At 68.3% G+C, this 23890-nt stretch carries 29 protein-coding genes; 19 read left to right on the top strand and 10 right to left on the bottom strand.

Features of this window, described 5'->3' with window-relative positions; translation table 11 throughout:
- Positions 1 to 179 precede the first annotated feature (179 nt).
- Both ACXJ1Z_RS09060 and ACXJ1Z_RS09055 read left to right on the top strand, forming a co-directional pair.
- Positions 180 to 1079 carry a tetratricopeptide repeat protein gene (locus ACXJ1Z_RS09060; RefSeq protein WP_463781100.1) on the top strand — a complete coding sequence of 300 codons (900 nt, stop codon included), beginning with the start codon at positions 180 to 182 and terminating at the stop codon, positions 1077 to 1079.
- Positions 1080 to 1087: 8 nt separating this feature from the next.
- The gene (locus ACXJ1Z_RS09055) at positions 1088 to 1699 is read left to right on the top strand and encodes an LON peptidase substrate-binding domain-containing protein (protein ID WP_463781209.1); all 612 of its coding nucleotides are present in this window, start codon (positions 1088 to 1090) and stop codon (positions 1697 to 1699) included.
- A gap of 31 nt (positions 1700 to 1730) precedes the next feature.
- On the opposite strand, the gene ACXJ1Z_RS09050 is transcribed toward ACXJ1Z_RS09055, so the two are convergent.
- The 7 genes from ACXJ1Z_RS09050 to ACXJ1Z_RS09020 all read right to left on the bottom strand — a co-directional run bounded on the left by ACXJ1Z_RS09050 (position 1731) and on the right by ACXJ1Z_RS09020 (position 6722).
- Positions 1731 to 2375: a MarC family protein gene (locus ACXJ1Z_RS09050; RefSeq protein ID WP_463781208.1), complete on the bottom strand. Its 645-nt coding sequence runs from the start codon at positions 2373 to 2375 to the stop codon at positions 1731 to 1733.
- On the bottom strand, positions 2372 to 3100 hold the full coding sequence (locus ACXJ1Z_RS09045) for a Cif family virulence factor (protein ID WP_463781099.1): 729 nt from the start codon (positions 3098 to 3100) through the stop codon (positions 2372 to 2374). Before ACXJ1Z_RS09045 ends, ACXJ1Z_RS09050 begins: the two co-directional genes overlap by 4 nt.
- Positions 3097 to 4008: a bifunctional methylenetetrahydrofolate dehydrogenase/methenyltetrahydrofolate cyclohydrolase FolD gene (gene folD, locus ACXJ1Z_RS09040; protein WP_463781098.1), complete on the bottom strand. Its 912-nt coding sequence runs from the start codon at positions 4006 to 4008 to the stop codon at positions 3097 to 3099. The genes ACXJ1Z_RS09045 and folD overlap by 4 nt, the downstream gene beginning before the upstream one ends.
- Before the next feature lie 11 nt (positions 4009 to 4019).
- Positions 4020 to 4325, bottom strand: coding sequence for a YggT family protein (locus ACXJ1Z_RS09035; protein ID WP_463781097.1), 306 nt, complete (start codon positions 4323 to 4325; stop codon positions 4020 to 4022).
- Positions 4326 to 4451: 126 nt separating this feature from the next.
- Positions 4452 to 5012: a hypothetical protein gene (locus tag ACXJ1Z_RS09030; protein WP_463781096.1), complete on the bottom strand. Its 561-nt coding sequence runs from the start codon at positions 5010 to 5012 to the stop codon at positions 4452 to 4454.
- A 48-nt stretch (positions 5013 to 5060) separates the two neighbouring features.
- The gene (gene argB / locus ACXJ1Z_RS09025; protein ID WP_463781095.1) at positions 5061 to 5960 is read right to left on the bottom strand and encodes an acetylglutamate kinase; all 900 of its coding nucleotides are present in this window, start codon (positions 5958 to 5960) and stop codon (positions 5061 to 5063) included.
- 54 nt (positions 5961 to 6014) lie between these two features.
- A complete protein-coding gene (locus ACXJ1Z_RS09020; protein ID WP_463781094.1) occupies positions 6015 to 6722 on the bottom strand; it encodes a queuosine precursor transporter in 708 nt (235 codons plus the stop codon).
- Between the two features lie 114 nt (positions 6723 to 6836).
- Between ACXJ1Z_RS09020 and ACXJ1Z_RS09015 the strand changes: the two genes are divergently transcribed.
- Positions 6837 to 8165: a NupC/NupG family nucleoside CNT transporter gene (locus ACXJ1Z_RS09015; protein ID WP_463781093.1), complete on the top strand. Its 1329-nt coding sequence runs from the start codon at positions 6837 to 6839 to the stop codon at positions 8163 to 8165.
- A gap of 21 nt (positions 8166 to 8186) precedes the next feature.
- Here ACXJ1Z_RS09015 and ACXJ1Z_RS09010 read toward each other — a convergent pair whose 3' ends face one another.
- The 3 genes from ACXJ1Z_RS09010 to ACXJ1Z_RS09000 form a co-directional block, all read right to left on the bottom strand.
- A complete protein-coding gene (locus ACXJ1Z_RS09010; RefSeq protein WP_463781092.1) occupies positions 8187 to 8750 on the bottom strand; it encodes an NADPH-dependent FMN reductase in 564 nt (187 codons plus the stop codon).
- An 89-nt stretch (positions 8751 to 8839) separates the two neighbouring features.
- On the bottom strand, positions 8840 to 9370 hold the full coding sequence (locus ACXJ1Z_RS09005) for a nuclear transport factor 2 family protein (protein WP_463781090.1): 531 nt from the start codon (positions 9368 to 9370) through the stop codon (positions 8840 to 8842).
- Between the two features lie 58 nt (positions 9371 to 9428).
- Positions 9429 to 10067, bottom strand: coding sequence for a YqaA family protein (locus ACXJ1Z_RS09000; RefSeq protein ID WP_463781089.1), 639 nt, complete (start codon positions 10065 to 10067; stop codon positions 9429 to 9431).
- Positions 10068 to 10254: 187 nt separating this feature from the next.
- Between ACXJ1Z_RS09000 and ACXJ1Z_RS08995 the strand changes: the two genes are divergently transcribed.
- From ACXJ1Z_RS08995 to ACXJ1Z_RS08920, 16 genes are all read left to right on the top strand, one after another.
- Entirely contained in the window at positions 10255 to 10740 is a 486-nt protein-coding gene (locus ACXJ1Z_RS08995) for a hypothetical protein (RefSeq protein WP_463781088.1), read from the top strand.
- The gene (locus ACXJ1Z_RS08990) at positions 10733 to 12073 is read left to right on the top strand and encodes a DNA-packaging protein (RefSeq protein WP_463781087.1); all 1341 of its coding nucleotides are present in this window, start codon (positions 10733 to 10735) and stop codon (positions 12071 to 12073) included. The genes ACXJ1Z_RS08995 and ACXJ1Z_RS08990 overlap by 8 nt, the downstream gene beginning before the upstream one ends.
- Positions 12074 to 12229: 156 nt before the next feature.
- Entirely contained in the window at positions 12230 to 13387 is a 1158-nt protein-coding gene (locus ACXJ1Z_RS08985) for a phage portal protein (protein WP_463781086.1), read from the top strand.
- Entirely contained in the window at positions 13384 to 13692 is a 309-nt protein-coding gene (locus ACXJ1Z_RS08980; protein ID WP_463781085.1) for a DUF6127 family protein, read from the top strand. The genes ACXJ1Z_RS08985 and ACXJ1Z_RS08980 overlap by 4 nt, the downstream gene beginning before the upstream one ends.
- Positions 13692 to 14081 (top strand): HK97 family phage prohead protease, encoded by a 390-nt coding sequence (locus ACXJ1Z_RS08975; RefSeq protein WP_463781207.1) that lies wholly within the window; start codon positions 13692 to 13694, stop codon positions 14079 to 14081. Before ACXJ1Z_RS08980 ends, ACXJ1Z_RS08975 begins: the two co-directional genes overlap by 1 nt.
- A 56-nt stretch (positions 14082 to 14137) precedes the next feature.
- Positions 14138 to 15280: a phage major capsid protein gene (locus ACXJ1Z_RS08970; protein WP_463781084.1), complete on the top strand. Its 1143-nt coding sequence runs from the start codon at positions 14138 to 14140 to the stop codon at positions 15278 to 15280.
- Between the two features lie 176 nt (positions 15281 to 15456).
- Positions 15457 to 15999 (top strand): head-tail connector protein, encoded by a 543-nt coding sequence (locus ACXJ1Z_RS08965; protein WP_463781083.1) that lies wholly within the window; start codon positions 15457 to 15459, stop codon positions 15997 to 15999.
- Between the two features lie 145 nt (positions 16000 to 16144).
- Positions 16145 to 16549 (top strand): DUF3168 domain-containing protein, encoded by a 405-nt coding sequence (locus tag ACXJ1Z_RS08960; protein WP_463781082.1) that lies wholly within the window; start codon positions 16145 to 16147, stop codon positions 16547 to 16549.
- Positions 16546 to 16953 (top strand): phage major tail protein, TP901-1 family, encoded by a 408-nt coding sequence (locus tag ACXJ1Z_RS08955; protein ID WP_463781081.1) that lies wholly within the window; start codon positions 16546 to 16548, stop codon positions 16951 to 16953. The genes ACXJ1Z_RS08960 and ACXJ1Z_RS08955 overlap by 4 nt, the downstream gene beginning before the upstream one ends.
- A complete protein-coding gene (locus ACXJ1Z_RS08950; RefSeq protein WP_463781080.1) occupies positions 16950 to 17264 on the top strand; it encodes a gene transfer agent family protein in 315 nt (104 codons plus the stop codon). Before ACXJ1Z_RS08955 ends, ACXJ1Z_RS08950 begins: the two co-directional genes overlap by 4 nt.
- Positions 17261 to 17446 (top strand): phage tail assembly chaperone, encoded by a 186-nt coding sequence (locus ACXJ1Z_RS08945; protein ID WP_463781079.1) that lies wholly within the window; start codon positions 17261 to 17263, stop codon positions 17444 to 17446. Before ACXJ1Z_RS08950 ends, ACXJ1Z_RS08945 begins: the two co-directional genes overlap by 4 nt.
- Positions 17439 to 17984, top strand: a complete 546-nt coding sequence (locus ACXJ1Z_RS08940; protein ID WP_463781078.1) for a tail tape measure protein — start codon at positions 17439 to 17441, stop codon at positions 17982 to 17984. Before ACXJ1Z_RS08945 ends, ACXJ1Z_RS08940 begins: the two co-directional genes overlap by 8 nt.
- 137 nt (positions 17985 to 18121) lie before the next feature.
- A complete protein-coding gene (locus ACXJ1Z_RS08935; protein WP_463781077.1) occupies positions 18122 to 20449 on the top strand; it encodes a DUF2460 domain-containing protein in 2328 nt (775 codons plus the stop codon).
- Positions 20446 to 21270: a phage/gene transfer agent baseplate hub protein gene (locus tag ACXJ1Z_RS08930; RefSeq protein ID WP_463781076.1), complete on the top strand. Its 825-nt coding sequence runs from the start codon at positions 20446 to 20448 to the stop codon at positions 21268 to 21270. Before ACXJ1Z_RS08935 ends, ACXJ1Z_RS08930 begins: the two co-directional genes overlap by 4 nt.
- Positions 21267 to 21680 carry a hypothetical protein gene (locus ACXJ1Z_RS08925; protein WP_463781075.1) on the top strand — a complete coding sequence of 138 codons (414 nt, stop codon included), beginning with the start codon at positions 21267 to 21269 and terminating at the stop codon, positions 21678 to 21680. The genes ACXJ1Z_RS08930 and ACXJ1Z_RS08925 overlap by 4 nt, the downstream gene beginning before the upstream one ends.
- Before the next feature lie 6 nt (positions 21681 to 21686).
- Positions 21687 to 23879 (top strand): GTA baseplate fiber-binding domain-containing protein, encoded by a 2193-nt coding sequence (locus ACXJ1Z_RS08920; RefSeq protein ID WP_463781074.1) that lies wholly within the window; start codon positions 21687 to 21689, stop codon positions 23877 to 23879.
- The last annotated feature ends 11 nt before the right edge of the window (positions 23880 to 23890 follow it).

The following is a 23890-nucleotide window of genomic DNA, read 5'->3' as shown; positions in this document are numbered from 1 at the left end:
GTGCCGGGGTGAGGCGCGCCGTTAGCATCGGGTTGTGAGGGCCGCAAGCCAAAAACGCATCTTCGACCTCAACAATCCGGAACGCAGGCCTCTTGGAAGCATTCGCTCTTCACAAAGCCGTCCGGGATCGCGATCTAGGGGCGACGAACGAAATTGCGGGAGCACACCTTTTGGCGAGCATGGGACTCAACCTCGAAGAACAGAAATCGGTCGACCGCTTCCGGCAGGAGGTGGCCGAGCCGTCGATGACCAAACTGGTCATCCTCGACTTCTGGGCCGAGTGGTGCGGCCCGTGCAAGGCGCTGACGCCTCTTCTGGAAAAGGTCGCCGCCGATTATGCCGACAAGGGCGTGGTGCTGGCCAAGGTAAACGTCGATGAAGAGCAGTTCATCGCTTCGCAGTTCCAGGTGCGATCGATCCCGACCGTCTATGCGATGTTCCAGGGGCAGCCGGTCGCCGATCTGACAAGCGCACGCAACGAATCCCAGCTGCGCGCATCCATCGACCAGCTGCTCGCCAAGCTGCCCGTCCAGGCGGGAGACGCGCCCGCACCCGATATAGCGCCATTGCTGGCCATGGGCGAGGACGTGCTGGCGGCCGGTGATGGCGAGCGTGCCATCGGCATCTTCGCGCAGATCCTCGACATGGTACCCGACAGTGCGGAGGCGCACGCGGGGCTGCTTCGTGCGCTGATCGCGAACGGCCAGTTCGAGGAAGCCGAAGGCCTGCTGGCCGAGATCGACCCCGCGCTCGCCGCCGATCCGCTGATCGAGCGGGCGCGCACCGCTCTCGCGCTTGCCAAGGATCGCCCCGACGACAGCGAGTTGGTCGCCCTGCGGGCCGCCGCCGCCGAGCGACCCGACGACATGGACGCGCAGCTCGCCTTTGCCGGGGCAGCCTTTGCCGCCGGAGAGCGCGACGAGGCGGCGGCGACCCTGCTGGCGATGATCGGCACCGACCGCGAATGGAACGAAGGCGCCGCCAAGACCAAGCTGCTGCAGATGTTCGAAGCCATCGGTCTCGAAGATCCATGGGTCGCATCGACGCGGCGCAAGCTCTCCACGATCCTGTTCGGCTGACGCGCGGAATGGCGCGCATCTCGATCTTCCCGCTGCCCGGTGCGATCCTCTATCCCGGCCTGCAACTGCCGTTGCACATTTTCGAGCCGCGCTATCGCGCGCTCGTGGGTGATGCATTGGTACGCGATCGCCGGATAGGGATCATCCAGCCGCAACGCGCGGTCGAGGGCGCACCCTTGTTCGCGGTGGGATGCCTGGGCCGGATCGACGATGTCGAGGCGATGGAGGACGGGCGCTATAATATCGTCCTCGAAGGCGAATCGCGGTTTCGCGTGATCCGGGAACTGGACGTCACCACACCGTTCCGTCAGGTCGAGGGCGAACTGCTGCCCGAAGCACCGCAACCGCTTGCCGCGATCGAGCGCGCCAGCTTCGAACGCGAAGCGCGTCGCTTCGCGGATGCGCAGGGCTACAGCGTCGACTGGGATCAGGTTTCGCGGCTGGACGACGTGTCGTTGATCAACGGCGTGTCGCAGATCGCACCGTTCGATCCCGCCGCCAAGCAGGCACTGCTGGAAGCGGGCGGGGTGTCCGAACGGTGCGAGTTGCTGGTGCAGCTGATGCAGTTCTTCGGCCGCACCGATAATGACGACGACGACAAGGGCATCACGCTGCAGTGATCGCCAAGCCGTCCGGTCCGACGGAATCCGTTCAGATCGCCTCGCGGATGCCGTCGATCACGTATTGCGCCGCAAGTGCAGCCAGCAACACGCCCAACAACCGGGTAATCACCGCCTCCACCTGATCGCCGAGCAGCCGCATCAGCGGCCCCGCCGCCAGCAGTGCCAGAAGCGAGAGCAGCAGCACCGCGACCAGCGCCGCCAGGATCGCCAGCGTCGCCTCGGTGCCCTGGGCCCGGCTCATCAACAGCATGACGGTGGCGATCGAGCCCGGGCCCGCCAGCATCGGCATCGCCATCGGGAATACGGAAACATCGTTGAATTCGGGCGCATCATCACCGTGCGCGCGCACTCTGTCGGCCCGCTCGCTGCGGCGCTGGGTGCGTTTTTCGAACACCATCTCCAGTGCGATGAGGAACAGCATGATCCCACCGGCGATACGGAACGAATTGAGCTCGATATGCAGCGCCGACAGCAAGCGTTCGCCGAACAACGCGAACGTGAACAGGATGCAGGTGGCGATGAAGCAGGCGCGCACCGCCATCGATCGGGCCTGAACGGCGGTGGCTTCACTGGTCAGACCGGCGAAGATCGGCGCGCAACCTGGCGGATCGATCACGACGAACAGGGTCACGAAGGCGGAGACGAACAACGCGCCGAGTTGCGGATCGATCATGATGCGGGACACGCCGAACCGGCGCTGCCGGCGACCTGCTTCTGCAGGACCGGCTCCATAGGCTTGCCCAAGCCCCGATGGAGGCTGACGGTCAGCGCGCGTCCACATGTACCATCGACGGCGACCGCCCAGCTGAGCGTGCGATCATCGCTCCAGCCGCCGCGGGTTCCGGCGGGAAAGGCCGGCGGCGGCGGCACAGGCGCGCCCGGAGCCAGCTGGGGCCGCGCGGTGCGATCGCAGGTGGCGACGCCGGCGCCAATCATGTCGGGCGCGGCAAGCGCCGCCGCCAACCCGTCACTCTGGGTCATGACCCACTTGTAATCGCCCTTTTTCTGACGCTGCCAGACGGTGGTATAATACCCCGGCCCGCCCGCTGCCAGTCGCGTGGCGCCATAGCTGACCGCCAGCGATCCATCGCAACTCAGCCAGACCTGTTGCGGCTGCCAGGCGGCGGGCCTTGCGGTGGGTTGCTGCGCCTTGAGCCAGGCGCGGGCGATCGTCGGCTGCGGCACGAACAGCATCGCATCCTCCGTCGCCATATCGCGCATCGCCGCCCACTGTCCCTTGCGTTGCGCAAGCTGCGACATCGCCACATCGGCGGCGACGATCGCCGCAGGGCTGGCATAGCGGATCGGCGGACGCTTCGGCCTGGCTGTCACTTCGTGGCTGGCGACGCTGGCGGTGACGGCTGCGATCGTCGCCAGCGCGACCGCCGAACACCTCACAACGTGTCGGCCGAAAGCGTCACGCCGGCATTGCGGTGCGCGGCGACCAGCGTGTTGCGCAGCAGCACCGCGATGGTCATCGGCCCGACACCGCCGGGAACGGGCGTGATCCCCCCGGCGACCGACGACGCACCGGCATAGTCGACATCGCCCACCAGACGAGTCTTGCCTGCCTCGGCCGCGGGAACGCGGTTGATACCGACATCGATCACGGTCGCACCCGGCTTGATCCAGTCACCCTTCACCATCTCGGCCCGCCCGACCGCGGCGACGACGATATCCGCGCGGCGCACGACTTCGGCCAGGTTCCTGGTCCGGCTGTGGGCAACGGTGACGGTGCAGCTTTCGGCCAGCAGCAGTTGCGCCATCGGCTTGCCGACGATGTTCGATCGCCCGATCACCACCGCATCGAGGCCCAAGAGCGAGCCGAGCCGATCCTTGAGCAGCATCAGGCAACCGAGCGGGGTGCACGGCACGAAGCCAGGCTGCCCCACCGCCAGGCGCCCTGCATTGATGACATGAAAGCCATCGACGTCCTTGTCCGGACTGATCGCGGCGATGACCTTCTGCTCGTCGACATGCGCGGGCAGCGGCAACTGGACGAGGATGCCGTCGACCGCCGGATCGGCGTTGAGCGTCTCAACCAAGGCCAGCAGATCGGCCTCCCTGGTGTCCGCCGGAAGCTTGTGCTCGAAGCTGTTCATCCCGCTCGCCAGCGTCTGCTTGCCCTTGGAGCGGACATAGACCTGGCTCGCCGGATCCTCACCAACCAGCACCACCGCAAGGCCCGCCTTGCGACCGGCGGCGGCCTCGAATGTCGCGGCAGCCTCGGCCACGCGCGCGCGCAGCGTCTCGGCGAAGGCCTTGCCGTCGATGCGGTTGCCTTTGATGGCAGATTCGCCGCTCACCGATCCGTCGCTCACAGGCCGCCGGTAGCCGAGGCGATCGCCAGGTTGCGCAGTATGATGCGCAGGATCTCGAGGCTGACGATCAGCACCAGCGGCGAAAAGTCGATCGAGCCGGTTGCAGGCAGGATGCGGCGGATCGGACGCAGCAGCGGTTCAAGCAGCGCGTTGACCGCCTTCCACACCGCGGCGACGAAGTCGTTGCTGGTGTTGACCACGTTGAACGAGATCAGCAGGCTGAGCACGAACTGCACGATCACCAGCATCAGTATGACCGAGATGACGTATCCGACGATCTCGAACAGGGTGAGGAAGATCAAGGAGCGTGCCTTTCGCTTGGAATGTCGGGGCCGCTGATAGCCGAGCGCACCCATCGCGCACAAGCTTGGTGGTGCGTGCCGATACCTTCCGTCCTCTGCCCAGCATCGGGACCGTCGTCCGGCGCCTTATTGCGGGACGATGGAGCTGCGCTCGATCCGCCAGACCAGTTGCAGCGCACTGGCGCCGGGCACGTCGTTCGCGCGGCGCAAGACGATGCTGCCGCGACGCGATTCGCGGCCATCGGGAAAGTCGACCGTGACCGGGGTCTCGTAGAACAGCGAGCCTGCCGCATTCTCCCAATCACCGCGACCAAGGGCAAGCTTGGGGCCCGCATCGCCATCGAACTGCGCGGCCAGCTTTTCGGGGGTCATCGTCGCATCGAGGCTCCACGCCTTGGCCGCGCTCGCCCAGTCGCCGACGCGGATCGCGCTGGTGTAGAAGCGCAGCAGCCGCTCGGGATCGCGGCGCTCGTCGAGTGCGCCCATGTCGAGATCGGCGGCGACTCCGTTCGCCGCGCCGGAAGACCAGGCCGATGGCTGATCGCTCGGCACCGTCTCCGTCGCCTCGGCCGATTCGACCGTCTGCGTGGGCGACACCCCGGGTGCTTCGTCCTGCTTGCACCCGGCAAGCGCCAGGACCGTGCCGGCGGCAATGACGGCGAGCAGTTGAGCGGTTCGGCTACGCATGACTTCTCGCCCCTGCCCTTGTCTGACGGGATCCCCCGCGGATGGCTGTCAGCCCGCCCGTATCAGCGTGCCGGCGCCTTCCTGTGTAAATATTTCCAACAACATGGCGTGTGAGACCCGTCCGTCAAGCACAACGGCCGCTTCGCAACCCGCTTCGACCGCCATCAGGCACGTTTCCAGCTTGGGGATCATGCCGCCCGAGATCGTACCGTCGCTCTGCAATCGGGCGAGATCGGCGGGGCGCAAGTCGCGCAGCAGTTCGCCCTGCTTGTCGAGAACGCCCGCGACATCGGTCAGCAGGAACAGCCGTGCAGCGCCAAGAGCGGCGGCGATCGCGCCGGCCATCGTATCGGCGTTGATGTTATAGGTCTGGCCATCGGCACCCGGCGCGATCGGGGCGATGACGGGAATCATCCCGGCGTTGGAGACGGTCTCGATCACGCCGATGTCGATCGCATCGGGCTCTCCCACGAAGCCCAGGTCGATCACCCGTTCGATGTTGCTGTCCGGATCCTTGGCGGTGCGCTGCACCTTGCGCGCGGTGACCATGCCGCCGTCCTTGCCGGACAGGCCCATCGCCTTGCCGCCGGCTTGCGCGATCCAGCCGACGATCTCCTTGTTGATCGCGCCGCACAGGACCATCTCGGCCACCTTTGCGGTCTGGGTATCGGTGACGCGCAGACCATCGACGAACTGCGATACCACGCCCATGGTCTTGAGCATCGCGCCGATCTGCGGGCCACCGCCGTGGACCACCACGGTGTTGATGCCCACCGCTTTCAGCAGCGTGACGTCATGTGCGAAATCGCGCGCAAGGTTGGGATCGCCCATCGCATGGCCGCCGTACTTCACCACGAAAGTGCGGCCGGCGTAGCGTTGCAGATAGGGCAGCGCGTCGACGAGCGTCGCGGCCTTGGCGAGCATGGCGGGATCGTGCGGTTCGGTCATCGCTTCGCCGCTTAGAGCCGGAGCGTGCCGATTTGAAGGGCTTTTCGCGCGCCCTCAGGCGTCCAGTCTGCGCCCCAGCCGTACGAACAGCCAGATGAAGGGCGGCACCATGATGGTCGAGAGCACCACCTTGGAGATGATCTGCCCTTCCATGATCGATCCGACCGGCATCGCCTGTCCCGCGGCATCGATGGTGCCGTAGAACGAGATCGTGATGAAGATCACCGTATCGACGATCTGCGAGATCAGGCTGGCGATCCAGGCGCGCAGGATCAGCAGCTTGCCCCCGCGCCCCGCCTGCGTACCACCCGCCAGCCGCGAGAAGAGATAGACGTTGAGCGTCTGCGAGATGCCATAGGAGCACAGCCCGGCGAACTGCATCCGGGCGCCCTGCCCCAGCAACCGCGCAAATGCCTGCTGATCGCCCCAGAACGGCGCCGGCGGAACGACATGGATCACCAGCGACAGCAGGATCATCGACACGATCAGGGGCAGGAAGCCGAACCGCACCAGCCGGTTGGCGGTCGCCTGCCCGTAAAGCTCGGCCACCGCGCTCGACATCACGACCAGCAACAGGAAGGCGAAGATGCCGCTTTCGACCGCCAGATCGCCCAGCACCGGCCAATGACCCAGCGATGCCAGCTTGGTACCCAGCACGCCGGCGAGCACCACCAGCCCGCCGTACAGCAGCGAAAAGACGAACAGGGCGCGCGGGATGGCGATCGTCGCTGGCGGGTTAGGCGCGGATAGATGGGATGACATGGCGCAGGGTCTAGACCAAGGCGGCAGAATTGCACTAGCGGCTAACCGCCCCGCCATCTAGTTTCTGCCCCACTTTCAGGCACCTTCCCTCTCCCGACAAGGAACCCGCGGCCGATGCACGTTGCCTACAGCCTAATCGGCATCGTCCTCATCATGTGCGTCGCCTTCCTGCTTTCGACAAACCGCGGCGCGATCCGACTGCGGGTGGTGGGCGCGGCCTTCGCGTTGCAGGCCGGCTTCGCGGCGCTGGTGCTTTATGTCCCCGTCGGTCGCACGATCCTGGGCGGCGCGGCGCGCGGGGTCGACAGCCTGCTGGGCTATGCGCACGCCGGTATCGAGTTCCTGTTCGGCAACCTCGCCAGCCCGGCGATCGGCGGCAAGAGCTTCGCGATCTCGGCGTTGCCGGTGATCATCTTCTTCGCCTCGCTGATCTCGATCCTGTACTACCTGCGGATCATGCCGCTGGTGATCCGCTGGATCGGCGGCGCGCTGGAGAAGGTGACCGGGATCAGCAAGATCGAGAGCCTGTCCGCCGCGTCGAACATCTTCGTCGGGCAAAGCGAATCGCCCTTGGTGGTCCGGCCCTATCTCGCCAGCCTGACCCCCTCGCAGCTATTCTGCCTGATGACGGTAGGTCTCGCCGGGGTCGCGGGAACGATCCTGGCCGCCTACGCCAGCATGGGCATCCGCATCGACTATCTGGTGGCCGCCGCCTTCATGTCGGCGCCGGGCGGCATCTTCATGGCCAAGATGATCATGCCCGATCCGCGCCCTACCGACATCGTTCGCGCCGACGGCTTGCTCGAGCATGGCGACCCGCCCGCCGGAATGGCCGCCGCCGCGCTCAATCGCGCCGACGTGACCCACCAGCCCACGGTTCACGACGACGTGCCGGTCGAGGTTCCGCATAACGACGAGAAGCCCGCCAACATCATCATGGCCGCCGCGCAAGGCGCGCAGACCGGCGTCGGGCTGGCGGTGGCAGTGGGGGCGATGGTGCTGGCGTTCGTGGCGCTGATCGCGCTCGCCAACGGGCTGGTTGGCTGGATCGCGGGGTGGTTCGGTTATGCCGACGTCACGTTCCAGCTGCTGCTCGGGTACATCTTCGCGCCGATCTTCTACCTGCTCGCCACGCCTGACTGGCATGAGGCGCTGCAGGCCGGCGGACTGTTCGGCACCAAGATCGTACTCAACGAATTCGTCGCCTTCATCGAACTGGGCAAGGATACCGGCCTCAGCCCGCGCACGGTGGGTGTCGTCACCTTCGCACTGTGCGGCTTTGCCAACTTCTCGTCGATCGCGATCCAGATGGCGGTCACGGGTGGGCTCGCGCCCAACCAGCGCCCCGTCATCGCCCGGCTGGGCATGCGGGCGCTGGCGGCGGGCAGCCTGTCCAACCTGATGAGCGCGGCGCTGGCTGGGCTGTTCCTCGGCCTCGGCTGACCGAGGAACGCCCGCCGTCGATCAGGCGGCAGCCATCGCCTTGTGCTGCTTCACGAACGCCAGATAGGCCTTCATCCACCCGGCCAGGAACTCGGCCGAGCGATCGTGGATCGTGTGATCCGGCCCAATGAGATCATCCTGCCACTGGATATAGGCCTCGGGCTGATCGAGCACCGGCATGTCGAGGTAGGCCAGCACCATGCGCAAGTGCGACTGGCCGATCGCGGTGCCGACCGGGCTGGTGGAGGTGCCGACGACACCGGCGGGCACGCCTTTCCACACGCTCTTGCCCCAAGGACGCGAGCCATGGTCGATGGCGTTCTTCAACACGCCGGGGATCGAGCGATTGTATTCCGGCATGGCGAACAGCGCCGCATCGCTGCCCTGCACCAGTTCGCGCAAGGCGACGACGCTGGCCGGCGGGTTCTCATCCTGGTCCTGGCTGTAGAGCGGCAGGCTGCCGATGTCGGCATGGACGAATTCGTGTTCGCGCGCTTCGGGCAAGTGGATCAGCGCCTCGGCCAGGCGGCGATTGATCGATTCGGCTCGCAGCGAGCCGACGAGTACGCAGATCTTGAGTGGCATGGTGACTCCGGGATAAAAGGAAGGCCTGTCTTGCCGCTCTCAACCCTTATCAAGTCGCCGCGTTCCTCTGCACCTTGGTGAGTGGCCGCTCACGCAGGGCGACGTGGCACAGGCGGGCGATGGTAGCTGACGTCGCTGCGATCGCGCGCGGCCTGGCATGGCGCCTCGGGCGTGTAAGCGGTGGCGGGTGCCGGGGAGAGCGCGGCGCGGGGCACGTCGTACGTGCCCTCGACCAAGGTCACGCGGTTGGCGATCCGCCACTCGCCGCCGCGCTTCTGCAGATGGTCGACGTAGCGGCCGGTCGACATGAAGTGCGGCCCCTGCGCGGTGACGCCCGAGAAATGGTAGTACGTCTCGCAATAGGCATCGTCGCCCTGCAGATCGCAGACATGATTGAGGATGGCGTGTTGCGTCGCCTCGAACATCAGGGTGGTGCCGTCGGCGTAGGCGAGGAAATCGTCGGGCGTGCCGACGAACTGGCCATGATCCTCGATCGCATCATCCCAATAGCACGAGCGGGCCAGTTCGTTGTCGAGCCGATCCAGCCCGCGGGCATAGCGCAGCAGGACTTCGCAGATGTGATGGCGATCGACCAGTTCGGCCAAGGTGGTGTCGGGCATGGTCCTCTCCTGCTTTTGTTTGCAGGAGATGTGCCGCGCCCGATCCCTGGCTGCAAGCCTAGGCGCGCACTGCCTGCGGGTTGGTCTCGCACAGGCCGTTCGCCTTGCTGTCGCCATGGCCCAGCAGCGTCACCGCCAGAAAGCCGACGATCACCAGCACCACGAAGCCGATGGTGACGAGGCCCAGGTACTTGTCGATGAAGCGCTTGATCGGCGCCCCGAACAGGCGGAACAGCACGCCTACGATCATGAAGCTGATCGAGCGCGAGATGATGCTGGCGCCGATGAACACCGGCAGGCTCATGCCGATGAAGCCGGCGGTGATCGTGATCAGCTTGAACGGGATCGGCGTCGCGCCCTTCACGATGATGATCTCGGCCCCGTATTCGCGCAAATAGCACGCCGCCTTGGGGAAGCTCTCGGCCAGGCCCAGCGCGTGCAGCAGCGCCTCGCCGAACGCCTGGAACGCGAAGTGGCCGATCGCGTAGCCGAGCAACCCGCCCAGCACAGATCCGATCGTGGCCACGGCGGCGAAGCGGATCGCCTTCTTCGGTTCGGACAGGCACATCAGCCCCAGCAGCGGATGCGGCGGCACCGGGAAGAAGCTCGCCTCCATGAACGCGAAGGCGAACAGCCACCACGCGGCGTTGCGGTGCGCGGCCTTGGCCATCGTCCAGTCGAAAAGGCGGCGCAGCATCAGTGATTCCCCTCGGGGTCGCGCTTCGATCCCTCGCGCGTGGTGCCTAGCAGCAAACCAACAGCGAGCAAGTGCATAACCATTTTGGCACTTTGTTCTTGACATCAGCATGCCGTTTGGGTACATAACGGGAACAGCGAGGGGCCGAGCCACTCGCGACATTCATCCGATTGCTGGGGGAGTATCCATGGGGGACACAGCTGTTCCGGTCTGCAAGCCGACGCGCGCCACGAAGGCCGAGGAGAAGCGCTGGCGTGCCGCGTTCCTGGCCGAATTGGCGGCGACGTCGAACGTCACCGCTTCGGCCAAGGCGGCGGCGGTCAGCACCACCCGCGCCTATGACGCGCGGCGCAAGGACGCAGGCTTCTACCGCGCGTGGCAAGAGGCGCTGTGCGAAGGCTACGAGCATCTCGAAATGTCGCTGCTCCAGCGCCTGCGCGATGGCGAGATCAAGCCCACCGCCGGGGCCAAGAAGGGCACGCGCGTGTTCGACAACGCCAATGCCCTGCGCCTGCTGGTGGCGCACCGCGACTCGGTCTCGCGCCAGCAGGGTATCCGTGACAACCAAGACACCTCGGCGATCCTGGAGCGGATCAACATCCGCATCGACCGGATGCGCGCCACGCGCGTCGCTGCCGTGGAGCAGGCCAGCGAGGATGCCGATCATGGCTGAATCGCCGCGCCTCCGATACCTGATGGAGCTCGAACCCGAGGAACGCCGCCGCCAGCTCGCGGCGATGCCCGACGATGAGCGCAAGAACTTCGAGTGGAACTGGCCCTTCTGGGCGCGCGAGGAGCAGATGCCGCCCGCCGGCGACTGGCGCACCTGGCTGATCATGGCCGGGCGCGGCTTCGGCAAGACTCGCGCCGGAGCCGAGTGGATCCGCGCGTGCGCCGATGCCGACCCCGGTGCCCGCATCGCGCTGGTCGCCGCCTCGCTGGGCGAAGCGCGGGCGGTGATGGTGGAGGGCGAAGCCGGGCTGCTTTCGGTGTGCCCGCCTCGCCTTCGCCCAGCCTACGAACCTTCGCTGCGGCGGCTGAGCTGGCCCAACGGCGCGCAAGCGATGCTCTATTCGGCGGGCGAGCCGGAATCGCTGCGTGGCCCGCAGCATAGCCACGCCTGGTGCGACGAGATCGCCAAGTGGGACAACGCCAGTGGCCGCGCGCTGTCGGCCTGGGACAACCTGTTGCTTGGCCTGCGCGTGGGCGACCATCCGAGGATCGTGGCGACGACGACGCCACGCGCGGTGCCGTTGATGCGGCGGCTGCTGGCCGAGGAAGCGAACGACGTCGCGGTCAGCAAGGGCCGCACCGAAGAAAACGTGCACAACCTGCCCGACCGGTTCCTGCGCGACGTGCGGCGCAGCTTCGGCCGCTCGCAACTGGGCCGCCAGGAGCTCGACGGCGAGCTGATCGAGGACATCCCCGGCGCGCTGTGGACGCGCGCCATGATCGAGGATTGCCGCGAGATCCAGGGCCTGTGCGCCGAATCGCGGCGCGTGGTGGTAGCGGTCGATCCGCCGATATCCAGCCGGGGCGATGCCTGCGGGATCGTGGTGGTCGCGCTCGGCTTCGACGGGATCGCCCGGGTGCGGCACGATGGCTCGCTGCTGAAACCCAGCCCCGAACGCTGGGCGCGCAAGGTGGCCAAAATGGCCGAGGTCTGGAACGCCGACCGCGTCGTCGCCGAGGCCAACCAGGGCGGCGAGATGGTCTCCAGCGTCCTGCGCGCGACGGGGTACGACCTGCCGCTCAAGCTGGTGCACGCCACGCGCGGCAAGGTGGCGCGGGCCGAGCCGGTGGCAGCGCTCTACGAAGCGGGCCGCGTGCGCCACGGCGGCGTGTTCGCCGAGCTGGAGGACGAGATGTGCGGGCTGATCGTGGGCGGCGGCTACGAAGGACCGGGCCGCTCACCCGACCGCGCCGATGCGCTGGTCTGGGCGCTGACCGAGCTGATGCTGGGGACCGCTGGCGAACCTCGGGTGCGCAATTTGGATACGACCTGAAGCCCCCTCCACCACCGCCTGCGGCGGCGGTCCCCCTCCCCGAGACAAGCCTAAGAAACACGCGAAGATCCTCCTCAAGCTCGCTCGGGGAGGGGGACCGCTCGCGCAGCGAGTGGTGGAGGGGGGGAGAACCCCACGCAAAAGACCGGAGGCGATATGTCTTTCATTGATGCACTCGTAACCGCCTTCAAAGGCACCGACCGGCGCGTGCCGCTGGCGCGCGGCCCCTCCTCGCCGTGGTCCTTCGCCACCGGCTCCGCCACGCGCGCGCCGTTCGAGTACAACGCCGCCGTGCGCCGCGCCTACCTGGAGAACCCCGTCGCCCAGCGCGCCGTGCGGCTGGTGGCGGAGGGCATCGCCGGCGCGCCCTTGCTGCCGACCGATCCCAAGCTCGCCGCGCTGGTGCAGGCGACCAGCGCCGGGCAGTCGCTGCTCGAAACGCTGGCCTCGCACCTGCTGCTGCACGGCAACGCCTTCGTGCAAGTGCTCAAGGACGCGCGCGGGCACCCGGTCGAACTGTTCGCGCTGCGGCCCGAGCGGATGAGCGTGGTCGCCGGCCCTGACGGCTGGCCGAGCGCCTGGACCTACACCGTCGCCGGACGCGCGCTGACGATCCCGCTGGAGGACGAGCACGCCTCGCCCAACCTGATCCACATCCGCCACTTCCACCCGGCGGACGATCACTCCGGCGCCGGATGCCTCGTCGCGGCGGAGCAGGCGGTGGCGATCCACAACGCCGCCGCCGACTGGAACCGCCAGATCCTGGAGAACTCGGCCCGGCCCTCCGGCGCGCTGGTCTATGACAGCGGCGATGGCGGCACGTTGACCACCGAACAGTTCGACCGCCTGCGCGACGAACTCGCCGGCACGTACGCGGGCGCCGCCAACGCCGGTCGGCCGCTGCTGCTGGAAGGCGGGCTGAAATGGCAGGCGATGGCGCTGAGCCCGGCGGACATGGACTTCGCCACGCTGAAGGCCGCCGCCGCGCGCGACATCGCGCTCGCCTTCGGCGTGCCGCCGATGCTGCTGGGGCTGCCCGGCGATGCGACCTACGCCAACTATCGCGAGGCCAACCGCGCGCTGTGGCGGCTGACGCTGCTGCCGCTCAGCGCCAAGCTGCTGGGTGCGCTGGCCGAGGGATTGTCGCCGTGGTTCGCCGATCAGCAACTTGCGATCGACTTCGACCGGGTGCCCGCGCTGGCCGAGGATCGCGAGCGGTTATGGGCGCAAGTCAGCGCCGCCGACTTCCTCGATGCCGACGAGAAGCGCGCCCTGCTCGGGCTTCCGGCAAAGGATGAAGGGAACAAATCATGAACCAGAATGACATGCTCGCCGGTCTGCTGGCGCAGGCGAAGCTGGCAGGGGCGGACCTGATCACCCTGCGGGCCATCGTCGAGGAAGCGAGCGAGGTCGGCGCCAAGCGGATGCTCTCCAGCATCGGCCTGGACGACGCGCGCGCCTCGCAGGACATGTCCGAGTTGCGCGAACTGCTGCGCGCCTGGCGTGATGCCAAGGCGAGCGCGCGCACGGCGGCGATCGGCTGGATCGTGCGCGGGCTGTGCGCGCTGCTGCTGCTCGGCATCGCGGTGCGGATGGGTGCGACGGAGCTGCTCAAGTGATGCGCTTTGCGGGCTACGCCGCATTGTTCGGACGGCGCGACGGCCACCGCGACACGATCCGCCCCGGTGCCTTCGCACGCACTCTGGCCGCTCGTCGCGATCCCCTGCCGCTGTTCTGGCAGCACCGCGCCGACCAGCGCATCGGCTGGATCGATCACATCGCCGAAGACGAGCGCGGCCTGCGCATCGTCGCCGGGATCGACAATCCCGAGGGCGGAGCGGGGCGAGCCCTGCGGCGCGGCGCGGTGACGGGCCTGAGCTTCGGCTTCCAGACGCGCCACGCCGAATACACGCCGCAAGGGCGCGATCTGCTGGCGATCGACCTGCTCGAAGTCAGCCTCGTCACCCACCCCGTCCAGCACGGCGCGCGGGTGCACCTGCTGGCGTGATCGCGCCTTCGGTTTCCATTTTCCCGCCGCCTCCGTGCGGCTCCCCAAGAAAGGCCATGCCCACCATGGATGATACCCAGCAGACACTAGTCCTCGACGCCTCGTTCGACATCGTCGCGCGTCAGGATGCCACCGACGCCGCCGTCGAAACCCTGCGCACCGATGTGGAGGACGTGAAGACCCGCCTCGATCGCGTCGGCCGCGCCGCCGTCCGGCCGATGATCGGCGGCGGCACCGCCAGCGTCGAGGTGAAGAGCTTCGTCGACGGCTACTTGCGCCAGGGCCGCGAGACCGAGGTCAAGTCGCTCTCGGGCGCGGTCGCCTCGGACGGCGGCTATGCCGTCCCGCGCGAGATCGATGCCCTGATCGCCAGCCGTCTCAAAGAGATCAGCCCGATCCGCGCCATCGCCCAGGTGGTGCAGACCGGCAGCGCGGGGTACCGCAAGCTCGTCACCACCGGCGGCACCGCGTCGGGTTGGGTGAGCGAGACGGCGGCGCGGCCCGAAACCGCGACGCCGAGCTTCGCCGAGATCGCGCCACCCTCGGGCGAGCTCTACGCCAACCCGGCGGCGAGCCAGGCGATGCTCGACGATGCCGGGTTCGACCTCGAATGCTGGCTGGCGGACGAGATCGCGATGGAGTTCGCCCGCGCGGAAGGGTCCGCCTTCGTCAGCGGTACCGGCGTGAACCGGCCCAAGGGCTTCCTCGCCGCACCGACCGCGGCGACGGACGATGCCACCCGCGCGTTCGGGGCGCTCCAGTTCCTCGGCACCGGCGCGGCGGCGGGTCTTGGCGCGGAGCCGGAATCCAAGCTGATCGACCTCGTCCACGCGCTCAAGTCCGGCCACCGCCAGGGCGCTAGTTGGGTGATGAACTCGGCCACGCTGGCGCAAGTGCGCAAGCTCAAGACCAGCGACGGGGCGTTCGTGTGGCAGGCGGGCCTGGCGATGGGCCAACCGGACCGCCTGCTCGGCTACCCGGTGGTCGAGGCCGAGGACATGCCGGACATCGCCGCCGGCACCTTCCCGATCGCGTTCGGCAACTTTCGCGCCGGCTACCTGATCGCCGAACGCACCGCGACGAGCATCCTGCGCGATCCGTTCACCAACAAGCCGTTCGTGCACTTCTACGCGACCAAGCGGATCGGCGGCCAGGTGCTCGATAGCGACGCGATCAAGCTGCTGAAGATCACCGCCTGATCTGGCTCCCGCGCTGGTCCGACCGGCGCGAGACATTCGCCCCTTCTCTTCGTCATTCCCGGACACGCGGGAATCCATCTCCAGGTGGCTCCTTTGCCGCGACCTCGGGAAATGGATCCCGCTTTCGCGGGGATGACGAGGGGATGGTTGCCAACTCACTCTCTTTGGAGATGTCCATGACCCGCGTGATCCTCACGCCCGCGGCGGTGCCAGCCATGGCCCTGGCCGAACTCAAGCAATGGCTCGGCATCACGATCCCCGCTGACGATGCGCCGCTGGCGCTGGTGTTCGCCGCGGCTCAGGAAACTTGCGAGAGCTTCACCGGCACGATGCCGCTGGAGCAGGGTTGCGAGGAAGTGCTGGCAGGACGCGGCGGCTGGCAGATGCTGGCGACGCGTCCGATCCAGTCGATCGCCGCGGTGGAGCGGATCTCCGGTTCCGGGCGGATCACGCTGGCACCCGACGCCTACGAAATCGACCTCGATGCAGACGGGTCGGGCCGCGTGCGGCTGCTCTCGTCCGAGCCGGGCCGCGTGGCGGTACGCTTCACCGCCGGGCTCGCTTCCGAGTGGAGCGCCCTGCCCGAAAGCTTGCGCCACGGCATCGTCCGCCTCGCCGCGCACCAGCATCGCGAGCGTGAGAACTCAGGCGCGGCGCCGCTGCCACCCGCTTCGGTCGCGGCGCTGTGGCGGCCCTGGCGGCGGATGCGGCTGGCATGACCACGAACTTCACTGAGGTGGCCGAGCCCCTACGCGCCCGCGCCGTCGCCCTTGCCCAAGCCCGCGCCGCTACCCGACGCACCGACCCCGCTCAACGCTGGCGTCGCGCAAGGCTGCTCTGGCCGCTGTTCACGAAAGGATGACCATGGAAGTCCCGCTTCGCGCCGCGCTGCTGGCCTGGCTCGCCGCCGATCCCGAACTTGCCAGCCAAATCAACGCCATCGTCGAGGAAGCCCCGGCGCGCACCAGCCTGCCGTGGCTGGCGATCGCCGCCAGCGCCAGCATCGACTGGAGCACCAAGAGCCACGCGGGCCGCGAGGTGCGCGTCGCGCTTGAACTGCATTGCCGTGGCGATGCGCCCGACGCCGCCGGCGATCTCGTCGCCCGCATCGAAGCGCGGATTGCCAACCTGCCGCGCGATCACGCAGGCTTCACCTTCGCCTCCAGCCGCTTCCTGCGCGCCCGCGCCGAACAGCGCGCCGAAAGCCGCCGCGCCATCCTCATCGAGTACGCCTTTCGCGTCCTCGCCCTCAACGGAGACCCCGTATGACCGCCCAGAAAGGCAGCGCCTTCCTCCTCAAGATCAGCGATGGCGCACAAAGCCCGGCCTATCAGACCGTCGCCGGCCTGCGCACCACCCAGATGAGCGTGACCGGCGAGACCGTGGTCGTCACCCACAAGGCCAGTGGCGGCTGGCGTGAATTGCTGTCGGGCGCGGGTGTGCGCGCTGTGTCAGTCAGTGCGGCGGGCATTTTCCTCGGCAGCGCCGCCGAAGCCAAGGTGCGCGCCAACGTGCTGGCCGGCACGCTCGACGACTACGAATTGTCGTTCGAGGATGGCGAGAAGCTGAGGGGCAAATTCCTCGTCCAGAGGCTGGACTATGCCGGCGATTTCAACGGCGAGCGCAATTACACGCTGCAGCTGGAAAGCTCTGGACAGGTCTCGCCGGCATGAGCGCCGCGCCCAACCCACTGCGGGGTGAGACAGCGCTGTCGGTCGCGGGCCGCGACTTGCTGCTGCGCCCCAGCTTCACCGCGCTGGTCGCCGCCGAGGAGGAACTCGGTCCCCTGTTCGCGCTGGTCGAGCGTGCCGCCAAGGGTGAGCTACGGCTGGCCGAGATGGCGGCGCTGTTCTGGCACTGTCTGACAGATCGCGACGACCTTTCGCGCGAGGCGCTGGGCGAGGCGGTGTTTTCCGCCGGCCTCGCCGCCTGCGCCGTCCCGCTGCGGACGCTGCTGCGCCAGATCCTGGGCGGGGCGCAATGACCTTTGGCGAACTGGCGCTGACGCTGGGCGCGGCGGCGGCACGCCAGCTCGGCTGGCGCCCGGACGAGTTCTGGCGCGCCACGCCCGGCGAACTCTTCGCCGCGCTGGGGCCTGTCGCCAGCGCTCCGCCATCGCTCGACCGCGCGACCCTTCAACGCCTGATGGAGCAAGATCATGGATGACGACATCGACAGTCTGCTGGTCGAAGTGCGCGCCGGCACCGATGATTTCGCGCGCGACATCGAACACATGCGCGCCAGTGTGGACGGCAACCTCGTGGCCGGTTTCACCCGCGCCGGCGACGTGCTCGAACGCGGGCTGACCGGCGCCATCCGCAAGGGCAGCCTGGGATTCGACGACCTCAAGCGGGTGGCGCTGGACGCGATGGACGCCATCGCCGCGCAGTCCTTCAAAGGCGCGTTGGGCGGCGGCGGTGCGGGCCTCGACCTTGCCGGGTTGGCGGGATCGCTGCTGGGCCTGCCCGGACGCGCAACCGGCGGCAACGTCGCGCCGGGGCGCGGCTACCTCGTCGGCGAGCGTGGGCCGAAGGTGTTCGTGCCGACCAGCGCCGGGCGGATCGAGACGTCTGCCAAGCCGGCGCGCGACGTGCGGGTATCGATCAACCTGAACACGCCCGCCGGGGCCAGCACGCCCAGGTCGCTGCAACGCTCCTCTCGCCAAGTCGCCAGCGCAGTGCGGCGGGCACTGACCGGACACTGACGCCCGACTTCACCCCACACTTCGTCATTCCCGCGCAGGCGGGAAGCCATCTCCAGGTCTGTCGATTGACGCGAGGTCAGGAGATGGATCCCCGCTTTCGCGGGGATGACGAAGGTACTTATGATTGGAGTTTCCCCATGGCATTCTGGCTCGCCGACAAGCGCGAGGGGCAGCAAAGCGACTGGATCCAGCGCTTCGATCCACGCTTCTGGACCGTCAACTTTCCGCGTCCGATGATGGCCAGCGTGATCTCGACCGCGCCCGATGCATTGCGTTTGGACTGCGCGTTCCTGCGCAAGGCGGACCTTGCCGGCCTCATCTGGGAGAGCGCCGACACGCTCGACCACCCCCTGCTCGCCTATGAAACGCAAGCCGATTATTCGGGGGCGACGCTGTCGTTCCGCTGGCGCTCGGTCGGCGTGATCGCGCTTGACGGCGTGAACGGGCCGACGCTGACGATCGAGGGGCGCGATGCCGCCGGGCTCCCGCGCACCTGGTACGTGCGGCTTTGGAACTACGCCCAGGGCACGCCAGAGGACGCGGCCATCGTGCTGCCGTTCTCGGAGCTTATCGGCGGGTTCGATCTTCCCGCCGATGCCGATCCGGTATGGCCGGGCGCGATCGACCGCATGTTCATCTCGATCGCGCCGCCCGGCTACGATGGCGCCAGCGGCGATCCGCTGCCGGCAGAGGTCGAGGGCTGGATCGAACTCAGCGCGATCCGCTGCGAGGGCGCGCGCGCGATGCTCGAGATCGGCGATGTGATGGTCGCACCCACCGGCCTCGCCATCGCCACCGGCTTCGACGACGAGGGCGTGCAGACGCCTGCGCGGCTGCTGCGCAACGTGCGTGCACTCGGCTATCGCGGCTCGGTGATCCACTATGTGGGTATGAGCCACTACTTCCGGCTCGTGGCGATGGGTGGTCGTTTCGTTGCCGGTAGCACGGACGATCCGCTCAACACGCCGACGCGTGTCTGGCACGCCGCCCTCTTCGCCGAATGCGCGCGGCTGGGGTTCAGCCCGGTCGCCTCGCTGTCCTACGAAGTGCTGGCGCAGCATTGCCCACCTGCGTGGATGCAGCGCGACTTGAACGGCGATCCGGCGCTGACCGGATGGATGCCGCCCTCCTCGCTGCTCTCGCCCGCCAACCCGCAAGCGATGGCCTGGCTCCAGAGTGTCGCCGCCGCCTTCGCCACGATCATGCGCGAAGCGGGCGTCCCGGTGCGGTTCCAGATCGGCGAGCCGTGGTGGTGGACGTACGCGGACGGGCGCATCTGCCTTTACGACGATGCCGCCCGCGCCGCGTTCGACGATCCTCCCGCCATCGCCGATTTGCGCGCGCCGTTGAACGCCGACCAGATCGCGCTGCTCGACCGGGCGGGCGCAATGCTGGCGCGATCGACCGCCGATGTGGTCGCCGCCGCCCGCGACGCCGTGGCTCCGGACCCCCTCGAATCGCTGCTGCTGGTGTTCACCCCTACCATCCTCGACCCGGCCACGCCTGAGGCCTTGCGCGCGAACCTGCCGCTCGGCTGGGCCGCACCGGCGTTCGATCGCCTGCAGGTCGAGGACTACGACTGGCTGACCGCCGGCGCCGACAGCCGCCGCCGCGACGGCTACGCGCTGGTCAACGCCCGCCTCGGCTATCCGCCGGACCAGCAGGATTACTTCGCCGGCTTCGTCCTGACCTCCGAGATCAAGGACCAGTGGCGCGCCATCGATGCCGGCATCGACGAAGCGCGCACCCGCCACCCCCACGAGATCGTCGTCTGGGCGCTGCCGCAAGTGGCCCGCGACGGATACCTGCGCCTGCCCCTCACAGGAGAGCCCGACATGCAGCCCTTCGACGATGTGCCCTATCCCCTCGCACTCGGCAGCGACGCCAGCGTCGCGCCTGAGTTCTCGACCACCGTCGCGGTCACCGCCTCGGGCTACGAACGGCGCAATGCGCTGTGGTCGGACGCGCGGCTGCGGTTCGATGTCGGGCCCGGCGTGCGTTCCGAAGCGGAGATGGGCACGCTGATCGCCTTTTTCCGGGCGCGGCGTGGCCCGGCGCGCGGCTTCCGCCTGCGCGATCCCACCGACTTCAGCTCGCACGACATGACCGGCACGCCGACCATGCTCGACCAGCTGCTGGGGATCGGTGACGGCATGCGCACCGCCTTCCCGCTGCTCAAGCGCTACGGGGAGGGCGACGACCCGCAAGTGCGCCGGATCACCCGGCCCGATCCGGTCAGCGTCGTCGTCAGCCTCGATGGCGTGGCGCAAACCGGCTGGACACTGGAGGGCGGCTGCGTCGTCGCTTGCGCCAACCCGCCCAGGCCCGGCACGCAGATCCGCGCCGGCTTCCTGTTCGATGTGCCGGTGCGCTTCGCCGAGGATCGACTGGACATCTCGGGTGCCGCCTTCGCCGCCGGCGAGGCCCCGAGCGTGCCCGTCGTCGAAGTGCGGGAGGCGGCATGAGCCGGGTCTGGTTCGCCCAACCGCTGGAGACCGTCGCGACCTGGTGGCGGATTCTGCGCCGCGACGGGGTGACGCTGGGCTTCGTCTCGCATGACCGCGACCTCTGGTTCGATGGGGTGCCGCATCGCGCCGCGCCGGGCATGGTCGCATCCGCCATCCGCCGCAGCGCCGGTCTGGACGACGACAGCGCCGAGGTCGCCGGCGCGCTCAGCCATGACGCGGTGAGCGCGGTCGACCTCGCCGCGGGCCGTTACGATGGCGCGCGCGTGCGGATCGGCCTGGTCGACTGGCTGACGCTGGAACGCGAAACGCTCTGGGTCGGCACGATGGGCGCGACGATCGAGGAGGACGGCGGCTTCACCGCCGAGCTCGCCTCACGCAAGGCGGAACTGTCGCGCAGCTTCGTACCCCGCACCAGCCCGGCCTGCCGCGCGATGTTCTGCGGACCCGGTTGTGCTCTCAACCCCGGCTTCTTCACGCACGAGGCGGTGCTGACCGGCTGCGATCCTGAAGGCGGGTCGATCACGATCGCCAGCGCTGCCGCGAACGGAGCACTCGTCGGAGGATCCTTGCGCTGGATCGATGGCCCGCTGGCCGGTTCGAAGGTCCTTATCCGGGCGGAAGCGCCCGATGGCGTGCTCTTCGTCGCTCCGGCGCCGGAGCGTACGTTGCCGGCTGGACTGCGCGCGATCGTGCGCGAGGGGTGCGATCACACACTCGACACATGCGCCGATCGCTTCGCCAACGCCGTCAACTTTCGCGGCGAACCGTTCCTGCCCGGCAATGACCTGCTCGCGCGTTATCCGGTGCCCGCATCATGACCGGTGCCGCTTTGGCGCAGGCCGCCCGCGCGCTCGTCGGCGCGCCCTATCACCCTGGCGGACGCGATCCCGCGACCGGGCTGGATTGCCTCGGCGTGCTTGCCGCCGCACTCGCCGCGATCGGCGCCCGCGCAGGCGTCCCGCCGCGCGGCACCCAGCGCCGCAACGCCCTGCCCGAAGCGGATCCCATCGCGCAAGCGGCAGGCCTGGTCGATGCGACCGGCCCCATCGTCGCGGGCGACGTCGTGCTGGTGCACTGCGCGCCGATCCAGCCGCACCTGCTCATCGCGGTCGACCCCAATAGCTACGTCCACGCCCATGCGGCGCTGCGCCGGGTCGTACTGGGGCCATGCGATCCGTCCTGGCCGCTAAGCCGGCACTGGCGACTTCATTCGATCATCGAGGATTGACCGGACATGGCAACGCTTGTTTTCAGCAGCCTGGGTACCGCGCTGGGCGGACCGCTCGGTGGCGCGATCGGCGCGATGGCGGGGCGCCAGTTCGATGCCTCCGTGTTCGGCCCGTCAGCCCGCAACGGCCCCCGGCTGCGTGAACTGGAGGTATCGCTCTCCAGCTATGGCGTCACGATCCCCCGCCTGCATGGCCGCATGCGGGTGGCCGGGGCGATCATCTGGGCGACCGAGCTTCAGGAACATTCCGATCTGCGCGGTACCGGCAAGGCGCAGCCCGCGACGACCACCTTCAGCTACTCCGCCAACCTGGCAGTGGCCCTGTCGAGCCGGCAGATTGTCGGCATCGGGCGCATCTGGGCGGACGGCAAGCTGCTGCGCGGCGCCGCCGGGGATCTCAAGACCGGCGGCATCCTGCGCATCCATCGCGGCACACACGATCAGGCCGTCGACCCGCTCATCGCCGCCAGCGAAGGCGCGGCACGCTGCCCCGCCTTTCGCGGACTGGCCTACGTGGTGTTCGAGGCGCTCGACCTCACCGACTTCGGCAATCGCATCCCGGGGCTGACGTTCGAAGTCATCGCCGACGATGGCGCGGTCCGGTTGGCGGACATGATTGGCGATACGGTCGCCGACGTTCGCGTGCCGCAGGAGATCGAGAACATCGTCGGCTTTGCGATCGAGGACAGTCTTGGCGCCAGCCTCGCCGGGCTCGATCCCGTCATCCCGATGGGCCTGGATGCCGCAGGCGAAACCATCGCCGTACAGGCCGGCGCGATACGCGAAGACGCGGTGATGTTGGGCGAACCCGCGATCTCCGGTGAGGACGACGCGTTCGCCCCGGCACGCGGCACCAGTCACAGGCGCGCCCCGATCGCGGCCCGGCCGGCGCCGGTGCTACGCTATCTAGATGTCGCGCGCGATTACCAGCCTGGCACCCGCCATGCCGGCGGTCGTGCGGGAGACGGACAGCCGGATATCGTCGAACTGCCGGCCGCGCTCGACAGCAACACGGCCGGCATACTCGTCGAACAAATGGCGACACGGCAAGATGCCGCGCGCGAGCGAATCGCCTGGCGTACCTGCACCCTCGATAGCCGTATCGCGACCGGCTCGGCGGTGAGGTTGCCCGATCGCAAGGGGACGTGGCGGGTCGAAAGCTCGGAGTGGCGCGAGGACGGCATCGAGCTTGAGCTGTCCCGGATCGCCGCGACATTCGCCGCGTCGCCCGCGCCGCCTGGCGGCGTTGCATTTCCCTCGCCCCCCGATTTGCCGGGCGCGGAGACGAGGCTGGTGGCCCTCGAGCTGCCGTGGGATGGCACCGGCGGAGCGGCGCCGCGCCCGCGCCTCGCCATCGCCGCCAGCGCCGATGGACCGAACTGGCGCGGTGCCGCCCTGTTTGCCGAGGGGCCCAATGCAGCCGGCCATCTGCATCCGCTCGGGCCGGCGCGACGGGTTCGTGCCGTGGTGGGAGTCGCGCTGGATAGGCTGCGACCGGCCAGCCCCTTGCTGCTCGATCGCGGCGGTTCTCTCACCGTCGAACTGGCGGCTGCCGACCTTGCGCTTTCGGGCGCAAGCATCGAAGACCTGGCGAATGGCGTCAATCTCGCGCTCGTGGGCGACGAACTCATCCAGTTCGCCACGGTCGATCCGCTGGGCAACGGACGCTGGCGCCTCGGCACCTTGATCCGCGGCTGCGCGGGCACGGAGGCGGCGGTGCACGGTCATGCCGTCGGCGATCCCTTCGCGCTGCTCGACGGTCGCATCACCGTACTCGATCCACCGATCGATCTTGGCCCGCAAACGACGATCATGGCACTTGGCCAAGGTGATGCGGCTCCGGCTGCTTCACCGCTGCGTCTCGCAGGCGTGACCCTTCGCCCGCTCGCGCCGGTGCATGGGCGCGGGGTGATGACCGGCGAGGGCGTCCTCCGACTCGCATGGACACGCCGTGCACGGGGCGCCTGGACCTGGCGCGATGGCGTCGACGTGGCGCTGGTGGAAGAGCGTGAGCGCTACCTCGTCACTCACGAGGACGCGGCGGGCGTGCTCCATGCATGGAGCGTCATCCAGCCCCTGCTCGCCTTGAGCGCCGACGATCTCGCGCAAGTCGCCTGGCTTGGGCGGGATCGCTCCTTCGATGTCCAGCAGCAAGGCACCCACGGGCTTTCTTTACCGCATCGAATCACCATCGCTTGACGAACCTGATC

The organism is Novosphingobium sp. TK46, assembly GCF_055361525.1.
This window is presented reverse-complemented; position numbering and strand designations above follow the sequence as displayed.